Annotated in this window: 19 protein-coding genes; 10 read left to right on the plus strand and 9 right to left on the minus strand. The window is 61.1% G+C overall.

The features are described 5' to 3' along the window. Window positions 1–45: 45 nt before the first annotated feature. Window positions 46–372, plus strand: coding sequence for a DUF1654 domain-containing protein (locus tag FHW75_RS18135; RefSeq protein WP_016711142.1), 327 nt, complete (start codon window positions 46–48; stop codon window positions 370–372). A 37-nt stretch (window positions 373–409) separates the two neighbouring features. Here FHW75_RS18135 and FHW75_RS18140 read toward each other — a convergent pair whose 3' ends face one another. Continuing rightward, entirely contained in the window at window positions 410–1,234 is an 825-nt protein-coding gene (locus FHW75_RS18140; RefSeq protein WP_019097705.1) for a S24 family peptidase, read from the minus strand. A gap of 165 nt (window positions 1,235–1,399) precedes the next feature. Here FHW75_RS18140 and FHW75_RS18145 point away from each other — a divergent pair, with 165 nt between their 5' ends. Continuing rightward, on the plus strand, window positions 1,400–1,714 hold the full coding sequence (locus FHW75_RS18145) for a hypothetical protein (RefSeq protein ID WP_016711140.1): 315 nt from the start codon (window positions 1,400–1,402) through the stop codon (window positions 1,712–1,714). Between the two features lie 75 nt (window positions 1,715–1,789). Here the strand turns inward: FHW75_RS18145 and FHW75_RS18150 are convergent, their stop codons facing one another. Both FHW75_RS18150 and FHW75_RS18155 read right to left on the minus strand, forming a co-directional pair. Then, a complete protein-coding gene (locus tag FHW75_RS18150) occupies window positions 1,790–1,972 on the minus strand; it encodes a hypothetical protein (protein WP_016711139.1) in 183 nt (60 codons plus the stop codon). A gap of 94 nt (window positions 1,973–2,066) precedes the next feature. Beyond that, on the minus strand, window positions 2,067–2,411 hold the full coding sequence (locus FHW75_RS18155) for a hypothetical protein (RefSeq protein WP_025752674.1): 345 nt from the start codon (window positions 2,409–2,411) through the stop codon (window positions 2,067–2,069). 161 nt (window positions 2,412–2,572) lie between these two features. Between FHW75_RS18155 and FHW75_RS18160 the strand changes: the two genes are divergently transcribed. Next, on the plus strand, window positions 2,573–3,394 hold the full coding sequence (locus FHW75_RS18160) for a shikimate 5-dehydrogenase (protein ID WP_084296828.1): 822 nt from the start codon (window positions 2,573–2,575) through the stop codon (window positions 3,392–3,394). 56 nt (window positions 3,395–3,450) lie between these two features. Here the strand turns inward: FHW75_RS18160 and FHW75_RS18165 are convergent, their stop codons facing one another. The 3 genes from FHW75_RS18165 to FHW75_RS18175 all read right to left on the minus strand — a co-directional run bounded on the left by FHW75_RS18165 (window position 3,451) and on the right by FHW75_RS18175 (window position 4,903). Continuing rightward, on the minus strand, window positions 3,451–3,693 hold the full coding sequence (locus FHW75_RS18165) for a hypothetical protein (RefSeq protein WP_019099472.1): 243 nt from the start codon (window positions 3,691–3,693) through the stop codon (window positions 3,451–3,453). A 97-nt stretch (window positions 3,694–3,790) separates the two neighbouring features. Next, window positions 3,791–4,318 (minus strand): lactoylglutathione lyase, encoded by a 528-nt coding sequence (gloA, locus tag FHW75_RS18170; RefSeq protein ID WP_016711135.1) that lies wholly within the window; start codon window positions 4,316–4,318, stop codon window positions 3,791–3,793. A gap of 225 nt (window positions 4,319–4,543) precedes the next feature. Further along, window positions 4,544–4,903: a histone-like nucleoid-structuring protein, MvaT/MvaU family gene (locus FHW75_RS18175; protein ID WP_016711134.1), complete on the minus strand. Its 360-nt coding sequence runs from the start codon at window positions 4,901–4,903 to the stop codon at window positions 4,544–4,546. 361 nt (window positions 4,904–5,264) lie between these two features. Here FHW75_RS18175 and FHW75_RS18180 point away from each other — a divergent pair, with 361 nt between their 5' ends. Both FHW75_RS18180 and cobF read left to right on the plus strand, forming a co-directional pair. After that, window positions 5,265–6,554 (plus strand): OprD family porin, encoded by a 1,290-nt coding sequence (locus FHW75_RS18180; protein WP_019099471.1) that lies wholly within the window; start codon window positions 5,265–5,267, stop codon window positions 6,552–6,554. Between the two features lie 67 nt (window positions 6,555–6,621). Continuing rightward, window positions 6,622–7,365, plus strand: a complete 744-nt coding sequence (gene cobF / locus FHW75_RS18185) for a precorrin-6A synthase (deacetylating) (RefSeq protein WP_025752672.1) — start codon at window positions 6,622–6,624, stop codon at window positions 7,363–7,365. Between the two features lie 53 nt (window positions 7,366–7,418). Here the strand turns inward: cobF and FHW75_RS18190 are convergent, their stop codons facing one another. After that, on the minus strand, window positions 7,419–7,769 hold the full coding sequence (locus FHW75_RS18190; RefSeq protein WP_019099469.1) for a response regulator: 351 nt from the start codon (window positions 7,767–7,769) through the stop codon (window positions 7,419–7,421). A gap of 247 nt (window positions 7,770–8,016) precedes the next feature. Between FHW75_RS18190 and FHW75_RS18195 the strand changes: the two genes are divergently transcribed. From FHW75_RS18195 to FHW75_RS18215, 5 genes are read left to right on the plus strand one after another with little or no spacing between them, the layout of a single operon-like run. Then, on the plus strand, window positions 8,017–11,487 hold the full coding sequence (locus FHW75_RS18195) for a response regulator (protein WP_161751176.1): 3,471 nt from the start codon (window positions 8,017–8,019) through the stop codon (window positions 11,485–11,487). Next, complete coding sequence (locus FHW75_RS18200; RefSeq protein WP_183674195.1) at window positions 11,484–12,305, plus strand: protein-glutamate O-methyltransferase CheR; 822 nt, start codon at window positions 11,484–11,486, stop codon at window positions 12,303–12,305. The genes FHW75_RS18195 and FHW75_RS18200 overlap by 4 nt, the downstream gene beginning before the upstream one ends. Then, window positions 12,302–12,877 (plus strand): chemotaxis protein CheB, encoded by a 576-nt coding sequence (locus tag FHW75_RS18205; RefSeq protein ID WP_019099467.1) that lies wholly within the window; start codon window positions 12,302–12,304, stop codon window positions 12,875–12,877. The genes FHW75_RS18200 and FHW75_RS18205 overlap by 4 nt, the downstream gene beginning before the upstream one ends. Beyond that, window positions 12,871–14,097, plus strand: a complete 1,227-nt coding sequence (locus FHW75_RS18210) for a hybrid sensor histidine kinase/response regulator (protein ID WP_019099466.1) — start codon at window positions 12,871–12,873, stop codon at window positions 14,095–14,097. Before FHW75_RS18205 ends, FHW75_RS18210 begins: the two co-directional genes overlap by 7 nt. Before the next feature lie 44 nt (window positions 14,098–14,141). Beyond that, a complete protein-coding gene (locus FHW75_RS18215; RefSeq protein ID WP_183674197.1) occupies window positions 14,142–14,519 on the plus strand; it encodes a response regulator in 378 nt (125 codons plus the stop codon). Between the two features lie 48 nt (window positions 14,520–14,567). Here FHW75_RS18215 and FHW75_RS18220 read toward each other — a convergent pair whose 3' ends face one another. Then, entirely contained in the window at window positions 14,568–15,149 is a 582-nt protein-coding gene (locus FHW75_RS18220; RefSeq protein ID WP_019099465.1) for a TetR/AcrR family transcriptional regulator, read from the minus strand. Between the two features lie 12 nt (window positions 15,150–15,161). Beyond that, window positions 15,162–16,010, minus strand: coding sequence for a 3-hydroxybutyryl-CoA dehydrogenase (locus FHW75_RS18225; protein WP_019099464.1), 849 nt, complete (start codon window positions 16,008–16,010; stop codon window positions 15,162–15,164). Between the last annotated feature and the right edge of the window lie 9 nt (window positions 16,011–16,019).

Raw genomic sequence — 16,019 nt, forward strand, 5'->3', positions numbered from 1 at the left:
CTTTTCTCGGATACTGTACAGATATACAGCTTTCAGGATGAGAATATGTCTATGCACATGCAGTCAACTTCCCGGCAGCGTCAGGCAATGACCGGAATCGAGCGTCTTAGCCTGCGGGTGTCGTCGATGATCAACCACCCGGTCGCGCAGACCCAACGCTGGGTTGTGGTGCATCGCCTGGACACCGACGGTGATGCGGAGTGGGAAGAGGTGATGGGCCTGTTGTCCGAAACGTCCGAGTTGGACCTTACGTTCAACGATGACGAGAGCGTTACCGTACGTTGGGCGCGCAGCAGTGTGGAGGAGCGCGATGACTTCATCGTTGAGCAGGACAGCAAGGCGGAGGAGGTCGAAGCGCAGGCGCCGTTCTGAGCCTCATGAAGAGCCCGCCTGGGGGCGGGCATGGGCGTTATACCAAGTGTGCATTCCACACCAGCAGCACCCGGGCCTGGATGTAGGTTTCTTCGCGGCGAATCATGCGGTCCTTGTGCCGTGAGTTGTCTGAGATCATCTCGAAGTGGTCCTCATCCGCGATTTGCAGCCGCTTGATGTAGATGTGATCGCCCCAGGAAAAGAAGTAGATCCCGTCGCCCACGAAATCCCGGATGCTCACGTCCACGATCAGTGGGTCACGGTGCTTGATGGTCGGCTCCATTGACTGGCCCCAGCCGGTCACCATCTTGAGGTGGTGGTGTTCAGTGAATTCCACACCCAGCTCGCGAAGATGGCTGGGACTGACGCGAACGTCCTTGAACATTTCCGGGTAATCGTGGGGGATCTGGCCACCGCCCATGGCAGCCCGCACGTCGTAGTGGGCAATCCATACTTCATCACCCACCAGGCCAGGGCGGACAAGCTCAGCTTTCACCCGTGTGGCGTCCAGCGGCTCTTCAGCTGCGGCCAGCAACCGCTGCCGGGTTTCTTCGGGGATGCCTTTGCCACTTCTGGCAAGCATCTGCTTGACCAGGTCGGCCGCAGAAAGCTTGCCGTCGCCGGTTTCGACCGGCAACTGTACCGGGTCACCTGTCGACAGTGCGTCGAACCACCCGCGTGGCAGGCCTTCGATGCCCTCGATCCGGCGGGCCACGTCATCGCCCAGGTTTTTTGCGGTCTTGTCAGAAAGGATCTGGCTCAGGTGTGCAGGCGCCATCCCCCAGCGCTCTGCGCAGGATCCCTTTCTCTGGCTGCCGATCAACTTGACCAGGTTGTGTTTGCGAATGCCGTAGATGTCCATAGGGCAAAGCATGCCAGTGTTTAGCTCGCTGCTAAATGTGCGCATGGCTAAATTTCCTCTTGTGATGAAATTAGCTGTAGGCTAAATTAAAGCGGCAAACAAGAAAAGCCAGCGAGACGCTTTTCTCCAGTGCTCATCACATCATCATTGGTAATGAGGTTCACAATGGATCCGACCGACCTCGGCCCGGGCACAGTCACTTGGCTGAGCGGTACGGGCACTGTGCTGCTAGGTGCGTTTCTGTGGCTGCGCAAGTGGTTGTCCAAGGATGCGGCCGAACGTGCGATGGACAGCGCGGATGTTGCAGTCATTCGCCGCCTGACCGAGCTGCTGGACATTGAGCGGGATGCCCGCCGAGAGGCAGAAACCAAAGCGGACCAGCTGGCCAGGGAGCGCAACGAGCTGGTGCTGACGGTAGGGCGGCTTCAGGGCAAGATCATGGTGCTGAGCAGCCAGTTGAGTCGTAGCTCGCAACGCTGAGGGGCCCAGGCAAAAAAAAGCCCACCATCTTGGCGGGCCATAAGGGCGTAGGGAGCAACGCACAACACATTCGGGTCAGGCAACCAGGGTGCCGGGTTGCAACTGTTCAACCAGTGCCTGGGCCGAGGCCAGTGTCGGCATCGGGCCGCTCACGGCTTCACCGTTGCGTACCAGGTACCAGCAAGCCAGCAGGCCCTGCTCACGCAGTGAGGCGGGAACGGCGCTGCCGACGACGGACATGATATGGATAGTGGCCATGGGGACCTCCTGCAAGACATGGCCCTACCATACGCAGCAGCCGGGGCGGTTTGAAATCAACGTGCTCAATAGTGGTCATTAGTTCTATCAACCTTTACCAGCGCGGCGGGCCGTAATACACCGGCGGTGGGCCGTAGTAGGTGCGGTAGCCCGGGGGCGGTGGTGCTGGGGCGTAGTACGGCTGGTAGTACACCGGCTGCGGTGGCGGTTGCACATAAACTGGCGGCGGCCCGTAGTAGACCGGCTGGCGTTCGACATACACAGTACGGTCACGTCCGCCATACACCGTTGCCCCGACCACCGCGCCGACCACCGCCGCGCCCAGCAGTGGGCCCGGCCCATACCAACCGCCGCCGCCATGGCCGCCATGCGCAGCAGCAGGCCCGCTGACGGCCAAGGCACCGATCAGCAAGGCAATTCCGGGAATGAGACGGTTCATAACGCAACCTCGCAGGAAAACCCCTCGTTCGGGGCCTTACTACTATGACTCCGGTCTCCGTCAGCTGATTACAGGGAAACGGTAAAGGTTATGTAAGGGACGACCAGTGGTTGGCTCTGGTACGCTGAATAAACGTTTCAGTTATGACAAAGGAGCAGGTTATGTCGACAACTCCCAGCAGGGACACGGTATTGTGCATCTCCCTGGCCGGGCGCCCCGGCACCTTCGGCGTGCGTTTTCACAACCACCTGTACCAGCAGTTGGGCCTGGACTTCTATTACAAGGCCATGCGCACGGATGACCTGCCCGCGGCGGTGGCGGGTATCCGAGCGTTGGGTATCCGCGGTTGCGGTGTGTCGATGCCGTACAAGGAGGCCTGCATGGCCCTGGTCGACGAAATTGACCCGTCGGCTGCGGCCATTGAATCGGTGAATACCTTGGTCAACACCAATGGGCACCTGAAGGCTTACAACACCGACTACCTGGCTGTTCGCCAGTTGCTGGCACAGCATCAGGTCGACCCGGGCACTGCCTTTGCCCTGCGCGGCAGTGGTGGCATGGCCAAGGCCGTGGCCAGTGCCTTGCGCGATGCCGGCTTTGCCGAGGGCATGATCGTTGCGCGCAATGAGCAAGCCGGGCGCCAGTTGGCGGATATCTGTGGCTATCGCTGGGTACCGGACCTGGGAGACATCTGCCCGCCGATGCTGGTGAACGTGACGCCGATCGGGATGGCGGGAGGACCGGAGGCCGAAGAAATGGCGTTTTCCGAGCTTGCCATTGCAGCGGCTGAGCGGGTGTTCGATGTGGTGGCGATGCCGGCGCAAACCCCGCTGATCCGCCGGGCGCAGGCGTTGGGCAAGCCGGTCATCACGGGCCTGGAGGTGATTGCGTTGCAGGCGCTGGAGCAGTTTGTGCTGTACACCGGGGTAAGGCCGACACGGGCCCAGGTGGATGCGGCAGTGTCGTACGCGCGGGATATCTAGTGGCTGCTGTGCCGGCCCTTGCGCAGCTAGAGGGCCGGTACAGGTTCAAGGCAGGGTCAGAACACCTTGTGCCCCTCATCCAGTTGCTGGTCAACCAAAGCCCGGCCGTGGGCCAGTGACACATGCTGCGCATTCTCAAGGTCCGAGAAAAACTTCATTGGCATCGACATGCGCCTGCTGGTGTGCCCGTCAGGGGCGGTGATCAGGCAGCCGGCGGCATAGGGCAGGGGGGAGTCGGGGTGCGGCATCACGCTGGCGGTGATGGTGTGCTTGCGGTATTCACAGTGAAGAGATTGCATCGTCCTTACCTCGCTGTGGCATGTGAAGCAGTTACCTTCATATACCACAGCAAGGGGCCGGGAGTTCCCGGCCCGACGAGCGCACGGCGATGAACGCTTAGCCTTTGAGCTCGGTTGGCTGGATCACTTCCACCCAGTAACCGTCCGGGTCTTTGACGAAGGCCAGGTGGTTCATGCGCCCGTCCTGCAGGCGTTTCTGGAACGGTACGTCCAGTGCTTCGAAGCGTGCACAGGCGGCGCGCACGTCCGGCACCGAAATGCAGATGTGGCCAAACCCGCGTGGGTCGGTGTTGCCGTTGTGGTAGGCAAACTCGGCATCGTTTTCGGTGCCGTGGTTGTGGGTCAGCTCCAGTACGCCAGGGATCGACTTCATCCACTGGTGGCGTGCGGCGTCATCGGCAGGGATCTGCGCCGGGTCGACCAGGGCCAGGAAGTACAGGCTGAAAGCGGCTTCGGGGAAGTCGCGCTTGTCTACCAGGCGAAAGCCCAGCACGCGGGTGTAGAAGTCCAGCGATTTCTCGATGTCCTTGACCCGCAGCATGGTGTGGTTGAAGACGAACTGGGCGGTGGCGGTGTCTGGCTGGGCGGTGACGCCAGGCAGGGTTTGCAGATCGTGCAGGCTCATGAGAACTCCTGAGACGGGGCCGGGCACAGGGCACCGGCAAAACGGACAGGCTGACCATGATACGGCAGTGCGCCAATAGCGCAAATGAAAGCGCCCTGCACAAGGCAGGGCGCTGGAATTAGAGGCCCGCATGTGCGGGCGCGTGATGGGGTCGCTAGTCCTTTAGCTGTCTCGATACTGAGCCAGCCCTTGTGAAAAAAGTGTGAAGTACACGTGGACGTTTCATCAGCGTACCCAGCTTTCTACCGTCGCGGCGCCGTACTGTTCTTTCCAGGCCTTGAGCCCGCGGTGGTTGCCGCCTTTGGTCTCGATTCGCTCGCCGGTGTGCGGGTTTTGATACACCTTCACCACGCGTGGGCGGCGCTGTTGCTTGGGCGCGGCGCCGGATACCCGGGTCACGGCTTTCGGGTCGAGGATGGCGATGATATCGCGCAGGTTCTTGTCATAGCTTTTCATCAGGCCGACTAGTTTCTGCTCGAATTCGATTTCGCGTTTTAGGCCGGCATCCTTTTTCAACGCCTCCAGTTGCGCCATCTGTTCCTGGAGCGCTTTTTCGGCAGCACGAAACTCTGCAAGTCTGGACACTGTAATCACTCCTGTACGTCGGTCGTGGCAGGGCGTGACGAACATTGAAGAAGAATGAAAACGCCGGCCACGCGGGTGGGTTCTGCTGTTCGCTGATATCGAGTGTAGTCATTCATGGGTACTGGGTAAACTGCTAACTTTTTGTAAGTAAGTTGGGAACTTTCCTAGTTTTGCGTGCGTTGTTTCGCCGGTTTTCTGTGGTGGCCTGCCTGGGCGCTTAGACCATGGTCCAATGGCCCGTGCCAGAGCCTTTGCGCGATCATTTCAGATGATGGCCGGCTACTGTTCTGGCCTGTCGCAGTACCGTGGCCAACACGTGCCACAGGTTGTTAACCCGTTTTCATTCTGGATGTTTCCTCGCATGTTTGCCCCTTTCCCCCTCGCCCCCGGGCGTCGTGTTGCCGGCCTGTTCCTGTTGTGTGCCGGCGTCAATGCCCAGGCCGCCGGTTTTATGGAAGACAGCAGTGCGAAGCTTGAAGCACGCAATGTCTATTTCAACCGGGATTTCCGTGACGGCCACAGCAGTTCCAGCCAGGGTGCGTCCAAGCGCGAAGAGTGGGCACAAGGCTTCATCCTCAATGTGCAGTCGGGTTATACCCAGGGCCCGGTAGGTTTTGGTGTGGATGCACTGGGTATGGTCGGCTTCAAACTGGATTCCAGCCCGGCCGACAGTAACAGTGGTTTGCTGCCGTCTTCCGGCCACGACCCACGGCACTCGGCCGACCAGTACGCGAAGATGGGCCTGGCGGCAAAGGTCAAGGTCTCCAACACCGTGCTCAAGTACGGTTCGATGATGCCGGATGTGCCGTTGCTCAAGTACAACGATGGCCGCCTGCTGCCGACCATGTTCCATGGCGCCATGCTCACCTCTGAAGAACTGCACGATCTGAAGTTCACCCTGGCTCGCCTGGACAAATACACCGCTCGGGATTCCACCGACCGCCAGGACATTCGCGTGCACTGCAAGAACAAGCGCTATGCCTGCGATATCGAAGCCGACCACTTCGACCTGGCCGGTGTCGATTACCGTTTCAACGAGCGCTTCAGCGCCCAGTACCAGGTGGCCAAGCTGGAGAATATCTACCGCCAGCACTTCCTCGGCCTGGTGGCCAGCCAGCCGTTGGCAGTGGGTAGCCTGTCGGCCGACCTGCGGCTGATCAAGAGTGACGACATCGGCAATGCCCGCGCCGGGGCAATCGACCACCGCGCTTTCAGTGGCATGCTCGGCTACAGCCTGGGGGGCCACAAGATCAGTGCCGGCTGGCAACGCATGTATGGCGACAGCGCCATGCCGTATCTGGATGGCAGCAACCCGTACCTGGTCAACTACGCGCAGGTCAACGACTTCGCCGCCGCCCAGGAGCGCTCCTGGCAGGTGCGCTATGACTATGACTTCAAGGCGCTGGGTGTGCCCGGCCTTACCTTCTTCACCCGTTACATCAACGGCGACAATATCAAGGTGCCGGGCAGCACGGCTGAAGGCAAGGAATGGGAACGCGACACTGAGTTCAAGTACCAGGTGCAAAGTGGCACATTCAAGGATGTCAGTGTACGCCTGCGTAATTCCACTTACCGCAGTAACTACGAGAAGTGGGCGCGTGACATGGACGAGACACGGGTAATTGTCAGCTATAACTTCTCGATCTTCTAAGCGACTGCTTTGCCAAATACCAGCAGCCAACTGACAATGGCGGCTGGTTCCCGCAAAGGGCAGGACAATGAAAAATCTGTTGTTGATCGGCATCGGCCCGGGTGACCCGCGCCAGGTCACCTATGAGGCAGTCGATGCGTTGCGAAAGGCCAGTGTGTTCTTCGTGCTCGACAAAGGTCGCAACAAGGATGAACTGGTGCGTCTGCGCACGGGCATTCTGCAACGCTACCGGCCTGAGGGCGGCTATCGCCTGCTACAGGTAGCCGACCCTTTGCGCGACGCCCGGGCGGATGATTACCTGGCAGCGGTGCAGGCTTGGCACCGGCAGAGGGCTGCGCTGTATGGGCAGTTGATCGAACAGGAAATTGGCGACGGCGAAACCGGCGCTTTTCTTCTGTGGGGCGAGCCGACCCTGTACGACAGCACCTTGCGCATACTCGACCTGGTCCGTGAACGCGGCGTGGCGCTGCGCCTGCAGATTATCCCTGGCATCAGCAGTGTGCAGGCGCTGGCTGCACGTCATCAGGTGCCACTCAACCGCATTGGCGAGCCGCTGACCGTGCTGCCAGGGCGGCGCCTGACCGAACAGGGGCCTATCGACAACGTGGTGGTGATGCTCGACGGGCAGTGCGCGTTTGCCCAGCTTGATGACCCGGCGTTGGTCATCTACTGGGGCGCTTACCTGGGGACCGAGGATGAAGTGCTGATTGCCGGGCCGCTACAGGCGGTGAAGGCGCAGATTCTGGAAGTGCGTGAGCGGGAGCGGCGGCGCAAGGGGTGGATCATGGATACCTACCTGTTGCGCAGGTAGTTGTGAGGTGTATTGCCTGCGCGCGCGAAGAGGCCGGTACAGACGACCCCATCTCAAACCGGGCCGAGAATGGCCACCACCTTGTCCCGCAACTGGTCGATACTGAACGGCTTGCCGATCATGTGCATGCCCTCGGGCACATTGAGGCTGTCTGCATAACCACTGGCAAACAGCACAGGCAGCAGCGGCCGCAATTCGCGCGCTTTACCCGCCAGTGCTTCGCCACGCATGTCCGGCAAACCCACATCGGTCATCATCAGTGCCAGCGCCTGGCTCGGATCTTCGAGTACCCGCAGGGCGGCCGCGGCATCTTCTGCCTGGATCACTTCGTAGCCCAACTCTTCGAGCACTTCGACCATCAGCATACGTACGATGTCGTCGTCTTCGACTACCAGAAGGTGCATGTTTCAGGTCCTGTGCAATGAATGTCTTTAATCTGTGCTCCGGTCGGCACCAGAAGTTCCCGAGGATACCGATCCATGCAATCAGATGGAACGATTGGCGCACGCCACCTTCAAATACTGGCTAAATGCCCTGCCAGACCCGCCAAAGCTGGTTAGACTCGCTTAACAGGACGGTGCAGTGGCAGATAACGATAGCGGTAGATCCGCCACGCTTTTCAATGGACTTTTCTTGCTCGGGCCCTTTCACATGATGCAATCAGCCTCGATGGACCAACGAAGCTTTCGCAAGCTGTTGAGCCGCAACATCGGTCTTCCTCTGGGGGTTGGCCTGTTGGGCGCCGTGGCCTTTGTCGCGGTGATCAACTACCTGCTGTCGGCCATGCAGTGGGTCGAGCATACCGACCGGGTGATCGGTAATGCCAACGAGACGCTCAAGCTGTCGATCGACATGGAAACCGGCATGCGCGGCTTCCTGATCACCGGCGACGAGCGCTTCCTTGACCCCTACGAGGTGGCAAAACCACGCATTCTGGGCAGCTTGCAAAGCCTGCGCGGCCTGGTCGAGGACAACCCGCAGCAGGTCGACCGCATCGACCGGCTGGTTGCCCTGCAGCAAGCCTGGAACAATTTCGGCAGCGAGATGATCGCCCTGCGCCGCAGCCAGGGCGATTACCAGGCGTCGATCGGCAATGGCCGGGGCAAGCGCCTGACCGACGAGATCCGCAAGGAGTTCGACGGCCTGATCGGCACCGAACAGCAATTACGCATGGCCCGCAACGAGAAAGTCAGCAGCGTTACCGTCACTGCCATTTCAGTGTTCGTGCTGCTTCTCGTCGGCCTCAGCGCTTTGTTGGCCTACCTGGGCCGGCGTGACCTGCTGGCGTTGTCGGGCAGTTACGAAGCAAACTTCAAGGCCCAGCAGCGTGCGGCGGAGCGCCTGGAACACCAGGCCTGGTTGCGCAATGGCCAGACCCGACTGGCCGAACAGGTGCTGGGGCAGCTGACCCTGTCCATGTTGGGTGACAACATCCTGCGCTTCTTTGCCGACTACCTGGGAAGTGTGGTGGGGGCGGTGTATGTACGCGATGACCATGGCCGCCTGGTGCGCGTGGCCACCTATGGCCTGAGTGCTGAAGAGCAAGCCCGGGAGCAGGTAAAGGGCGATCACGACGGCCTGCTGGCTCAGGCCGTACGTGAAGGGCGCCTGCTGCATCTGGAAGAACTGCCGCAAGGGTATTACCAGCTGAGTTCCGGCCTGGGCAGTGGCCTGCCACGCAGCGCCGTGTTGCTGCCAGTCAGCGACGACGGGCAGATCAATGGCGTGCTGGAACTGGGCTTCCTGCGCCCATTGGACGACCGCGACGCCGAAATGCTGGAACGCATTGCCGGCAACCTTGGCATTTCCATCGAAAGTGCCCGCTACCGCCAACGCCTGCAGGAAGTGCTGGCCGAAACCCAGCAGTTGAACGAAGAGCTGCAAGTGCAGCAGGAAGAGCTGAAAACCGCCAACGAAGAGCTGGAAGAACAATCCCGTGTGCTCAAGGAGTCTCAGGCCCACCTTGAAACTCAGCAGGCGGAGCTGGAGCAGACCAACGAGCAGTTATCCGAACGCACAGAGGCGCTGGACCTGAAAAACGATGAGCTGATGCAGGCTCAGCACGAGCTGCAGGCGCGCGCCGACGAGTTGCAGCGCTCGAGCAAGTACAAATCCGAGTTCCTGGCCAATATGTCCCACGAGCTGCGCACGCCGCTGAACAGCTCGCTGATTCTGGCCAAACTGTTGTCGGAAAACGCCGAAGGCAACTTGAGCGAAGAACAGGTCAAGTTCGCAGATTCGATCTATTCGGCCGGCAATGACCTGCTCAACCTGATCAACGACATTCTCGACATTGCCAAGGTCGAGGCCGGCAAGCTCGAGGTGCGCCCTGAAAGCACACAGGTGGAACGCCTGGTCGAGGGCCTGCGCGGCATGTTCGAACCGCTCGCCGGGCACAAGGGGCTGGCCTTCGAGGTAAACGCTGAACCGAATGTACCCGCCACCCTGTACACCGACCGCCAGCGCCTGGAGCAGATCCTCAAGAACCTGCTGTCCAATGCCGTCAAGTTCACCGAGCGTGGCCAGGTCAGCCTGAACATCGGCTACCAGGCTGGCACTGGCATTGTTTTCGCTGTGCGCGATACCGGCATTGGCATTGCCGCCGACCAGCAGCAGGCCATTTTCGGTGCCTTCCATCAGGTCGACGGTACCAGCAACCGACGTTACGGCGGCACAGGCCTGGGCCTGTCGATCTCGCGCGACCTGGCGCATTTGCTGGGCGGGCAGATCAGCGTTGACAGTAGCCCTGGCAAAGGCAGTGTGTTCAGCCTGATCCTGCCAGAACACTACGAAAGTGTGGGGCACAGTGTGGAGCCCCTCAGCCTGCGCCCGGCGGTCGACACGCTGCCGCCCGCCGCCCCCCAGGTGCCGGTGCCGGCTGCGCCAAAGCACCCGCTGCCGGCGTTTGACGACGACCGTGAGCGCGCGCCGTTCGGCAACCGCTGCATCCTGGTGATCGAAGACGAACCCAACTTCGCCCGCATCCTCTTCGACCTGGCCCATGAACTGGGTTACAGCTGCCTGGTGGCGCAGGGCGCCGACGAAGGGTTCGAGCTGGCCGCCCAGTACATCCCCGATGCGATCCTGCTGGACATGCGCCTGCCCGACCATTCCGGCCTGACGGTGCTGCAGCGCCTCAAGGAGCAAGCCAGCACTCGGCACATCCCGGTGCATATCATTTCTGTCGAAGACCGGGTCGAGGCCGCCATGCACATGGGCGCTGTCGGCTACGCGGTCAAACCCACCAGCCGCGACGAGCTGAAAGAGGTGTTCGCCCGCCTGGAGGCCAAGCTGACCCAGAAGCTCAAGCACATCCTGCTGGTGGAAGACGACGACCTGCAGCGCGAAAGCATTGCCCGCCTGATTGGCGACGATGACGTGGAAATCACTGCGGTGGCCATGGCCCAGGACGCCCTGGAGCTGCTGCGCGAGAACATCTACGACTGCATGATCATCGACCTCAAGTTGCCCGACATGCTCGGTAACGAGCTGCTCAAGCGCATGACCGCCGAGGATATCCGTTCCTTCCCGCCGGTGATCGTGTATACCGGTCGCAACCTGACCCGCGAAGAAGAAGCCGACCTGCTCAAGTATTCGCGTTCGATCATCATCAAGGGCGCACGCTCGCCGGAGCGCCTGCTGGACGAAGTCACGCTGTTCCTGCACAAGGTAGAGTCGCAGTTGTCCAATGAACGCCAGCGCATGCTCAAGACCGCACGCAGCCGCGACAAGGTGTTCGAAGGCCGTAAGATACTGCTGGTGGACGATGATGTGCGTAACATCTTTGCCCTCACCAGTGCCTTGGAGCACAAGGGCGCGATAGTGGAAATCGGCCGCAACGGGCGTGAAGCCATCGAGCGCCTGGAGCAGCATGACGACATCGACCTGGTGCTGATGGACGTGATGATGCCGGAAATGGACGGCTTCGAAGCCACCCGTCTGATCCGCCAGCAACCGCGCTGGCGCAAGCTGCCGATCATCGCCGTGACCGCCAAGGCCATGAAGGATGACCAGCAGCGTTGCCTGCAGGCCGGGGCCAATGATTACCTGGCCAAACCGATCGACCTGGACCGCCTGTTCTCGTTGATCCGTGTATGGCTGCCGCAACTGGAGCGAATTTGACTAGCGAACGTAACACCGACATTGAGATCCGCTTGCTGATCGAGGCCATCTACCTCAAGTACAGCTACGATTTCCGCAACTATTCCGGCGCTTCGATCAAGCGCCGGATCCTGCACGCGCTGCGCCAGCTCGACTGCCTGACGGTGTCGGCGCTGCAGGAGCGTGTGCTGCACGACCCGGGCATGTTCATGCAGTTGCTGCAGTACCTGACGATCCCGGTCAGCGAAATGTTCCGCGACCCGGGGCACTTCCTGGCGCTGCGCAACGAAGTGGTGCCGCTGCTGCGCACCTGGCCTTCGATCAAGGTGTGGATTGCGGGTTGCAGCACGGGTGAGGAGGTGTACTCCATGGCCATCCTGCTGCGCGAGGAAGGCCTGTTGGAGCGCACCATCATCTACGCCACCGACATCAACCCGCATTCGCTGGACAAGGCCAAGCAGGGCATCTACTCGATGCAGAGCATGCGCGAGTACGCCGAAAACTACCGCATCGCGGGCGGGCGCAGGGACTTTTCCGAGTACTACACGTCGGCCTATGGCAACGCCATCATGGACAGCACCCTGCGCGACAACGTGACCTTCGCCGACCATAGCCTGGCCACCGACAGCGTGTTTTCCGAAACCCAGCTGGTGTCGTGCCGCAACGTACTCATCTATTTCAACAAGGAATTGCAAGACCGTGCCCTGGGCCTGTTCCATGAATCCCTGTGCCACCGCGGCTTCCTGGTGCTGGGCAGCAAGGAGTCGGTGGACTTTTCGGCCTACAGCGACCGGTTCGAGCCGCTGGTCAAGCCTGAACGGATCTACCGTAAATCATGAAGGGCGTACGCGCAGTGGTGATTGGCGCCTCGGCAGGCGGCGTGACGGCGTTGTTCACCGTGCTCGGCGCGTTGCCCGCCGGTTATGGCATCCCGGTGGTGTGCGTGCTGCACCTGCCGGATGACCGTCACAGTCAGTTGGCCGAGGTGCTGCAACGGCGCTTGCAGCGGCCTGTGTGCGAGGCGCGCGACAAGCAACCGCTGAAGCCCGGGCAGGTGTATGTAGCCGGGCCTGGCTACCACTTGTCGGTGGAACGCGACTTCACCCTGTCGCTGAGCCAGGAGCCACCGCGGCATTTTTCCCGGCCATCGATCGATTTCCTGTTCACGTCGGCGGCAGACGCCTACGGTGATGGCCTGCTCGGCGTGCTGCTTACCGGTGCCAATGAAGATGGCGCCGAAGGGCTGGCCTACATCAAGAACAGCGGGGGCCGGACCATCGTCCAGGACCCCCGTGACGCACAGGTTGCGCTGATGCCTGAGGCTGCCCTGGCCCTGCACCAGCCTGACCATATACTTTCTCTGAGTGGCATCGAGCAGTTGCTCGCCGCCCTGGAACCCAGCGCATGCTAAGCCACACCATCGCCAAACTGCTGATCGTCGACGATCTGCCGGAGAACCTGCTGGCCCTGGACGCCCTGATTCAGGGCGAAGACCGCGAGGTGCATCAGGCCCAGTCGGCGGAAGCCGCGTTGTCGCTGCTGCTCGAACACGAGTTCGCCCTGGCCATTCTCGATGTGCAAATGCCAGGCATGAATGGCTTCGAGCTGGCTGAGCTGATGCGTGGTACGGAAAAGACCCGCAACATTCCCATCGTCTTCGTCACTGCGGCCGGACGCGAAATGAACTATGCCTTCAAGGGCTACGAAAGCGGGGCGGTGGACTTCCTGCACAAGCCGCTCGACACCCTGGCGGTGAAGAGCAAGGTGTCGGTGTTCGTCGACTTGTACCGCCAGCGCAAGGTGCTCGACCGCCAGTTGCAGGCGCTGGAGCGCAGCCGCCAGGAGCAGGAACTGTTGTTGACCCAGTTGCAGACGGCGCGAGGCGAGCTGGAACATGCCGTGCGAATGCGTGATGACTTCATGTCGATTGTCGCCCACGAGGTTCGCACGCCGCTCAATGGGTTGATCCTGGAAACCCAGCTGCGCAAGATGCACCTGGCACGCGGCAACCTGGCCGCGTTCAGTGGCCAGAAGCTGCAGGCGATGGTCGAGCGCGATGAACGGCAGATCAACAGCCTGATCCGCCTGATCGAAGACATGCTCGATGTGTCGCGTATCCGCACCGGCAAGCTGTCGCTACGGCCCAAGGCCTTCGACTTGAGCCAGCTGGTAGGTGGACTGGTGGAGAATTTCGCTGCCCAGGCCACTGCGTTGGACACGCGTATCGAGCTACACCGTTGCGAACCGCTGCACGGTGAGTGGGACGAATTTCGCATTGAACAAGTGGTGGTCAACCTGTTGTCCAATGCCTTGCGATATGGTGAGCGCAAGCCGGTGCAGGTACGGGTGTTCGAACAGGACGGCCTGGCGTGCGTGCAAGTGCAGGACCAGGGTATCGGCATTGGTGCGGCCAACCAGCAGCGCATTTTCCAGCAGTTCGAGCGGGTGGCCACCCAGCAAGCCAGCGGCGGATTGGGCTTGGGGTTGTATATATCGGAGCAGATCGTGCAGGCTCATGGCGGGTGCATCCGGGTCGACAGTGAAGAGGGCAAGGGTGCCACTTTTACCTTGCAGCTGCCGCTGGCAACCTACGAACAACAAAACGACCAGGCGCGGGCAACCTCTGCATGAGCCTGCGGTCTGATGGCCAACTGTAAGCATTTCAAGGCGTTAACATGAGTGAAGATGCACAAGACGTGGTGCTGATCGTCGAGGATGAACCGGCGATTCGCATGATTCTGCGTGACTACCTGGCGGGCGAGGGGTATCACGTGCTGGTGGCCGAAGATGGCGAGCAGGCGTTTTCCATCCTGGCCAGCAAACCGCACCTGGACCTGATGGTGACGGACTTCCGCCTGCCGGGTGGCATCTCCGGAGTGGAGATTGCCGAGCCTGCGGTGAAGTTACGGCCGGACCTGAAGGTGATCTTCATCAGTGGCTACCCGGCGGAGATTCTGGAATCGGGCAGCCCGATCACCCGCAAGGCACCGATCCTGGCCAAGCCGTTTGACCTGGATACCTTGCATGAGCAGATCCAGAGCCTGCTGCGTTAACCTGTTCCGGCCTCTTGGCGGTTTTACCCGCGAAGAGGCCGGAACAGGCTACCTCAGGGTCCGCTCAATACCCCCTACCAACATACTCTCCATCAACCCCACTCCCTGTTCCTCAGGCAGTGCCTTCAACATCCCCGGCAACTGGTTAAGCAGCGTCGCCACCACATGCGCCGTCGCCACCAGGGCTTCCCCTTGCAGCTTCGCCTGCGGCGCAATCAGCCTCAGCAGCCCGGCCTCGTAACGCGAACGCAACAACGCCAAACGCGCCCGCTGCTCGTCACTCAGGCAGCACAAATCCCGCTCGGCCAGCCGAAACTGCATGGGCCGCTCGGCATGCAACTGCCAGTGCGCCGTAATCAGGCAACTCAACGCCGAGGCCCCGCGCGCCATGGCCCGGCGGCCCTGGTCCAGGGTGGCCTGCAGTTCTTCGTACAACTCCTCGATCAGGTCGTACAGCAAGTCCTGCTTGCTCGGGAAGTGATGGTACAGCGAGCCTGCAGTCAGCCCCACATGGGCCGCCAGCTCGCGCATGCTGACCTGGCCAAAGCCCTTTTCGGCAAACAGCGCCATGGCCCGGTCACGTCGCTCTTCAAAATTGGCACAGCGCATTGCGGCATTGACCGGGGGCATGGCGCAGGGTCCTCAATAGGTGAAGAAGCCGCGACCGCTCTTGCGCCCCAGCCAACCGGCCGCGACCATTTCCTTGAGCAGCGGGGCAGGGCGGTACTTGCTGTCGTTGAAGCCCTCATGGAAGGCCTCCATGATTGCCAACAGCGTGTCCAGGCCAATCAGGTCGGCCAGGGCCAGTGGGCCGATGGGCTGGTTGCAGCCCAGGCGCATGCCGGTGTCGATGTCCTCGGCGCTGGCCAGGCCTTCCTGGCGCACGAAGATCGCTTCGTTGATCATCGGCACGAGGATGCGGTTGACCACAAAGCCCGGACGGTTGCCGGCGGTGATCGGTGTCTTGCCGACCTTTTCGGTCACCACCAGCGCCTGGGCATAGGTGCTGTCGCTGGTCTGCAGGCCGCGAATGATTTCCACCAGTGCCATCATCGGCACTGGGTTGAAGAAATGCACACCAATGAAACGCTCGGGGTGCTCGATGCTGGCGGCCAGCTGGGTGACCGACAGCGACGAGGTGTTGGTGGCGATCAGGCAGTCGGCGGCGACGTTGGCGGCCACTTGCTGCAGGATGCGCTGCTTGAGCTGCAGGTTCTCGGTGGCGGCCTCGATCACCAGCTGCGCACCGCTGAGCTGGGTGTAGTCGGTGCTGGTGCGAATGCGGGCTTTGGCGGCTGCGGCCTTGTCCGTCTCCAGGGTGCCTTTGTTGACCTGGCGCTCGAGGTTTTTGCTCAAGGTGGCCACACCACGCTCCAGTGCCGCGTCGGACACGTCCACCAGCAACACCTGGTAGCCGGCCACTGCACACACCTGGGCAATACCGTTGCCCATGGTGCCGGCGCCGATCACGGCGATCTGTTCAATGCTCATGTGTCAGCC

The organism is Pseudomonas sp. OG7 (assembly GCF_014192825.1).
Classification (GTDB): Bacteria; Pseudomonadota; Gammaproteobacteria; order Pseudomonadales; family Pseudomonadaceae; genus Aquipseudomonas; species Aquipseudomonas monteilii.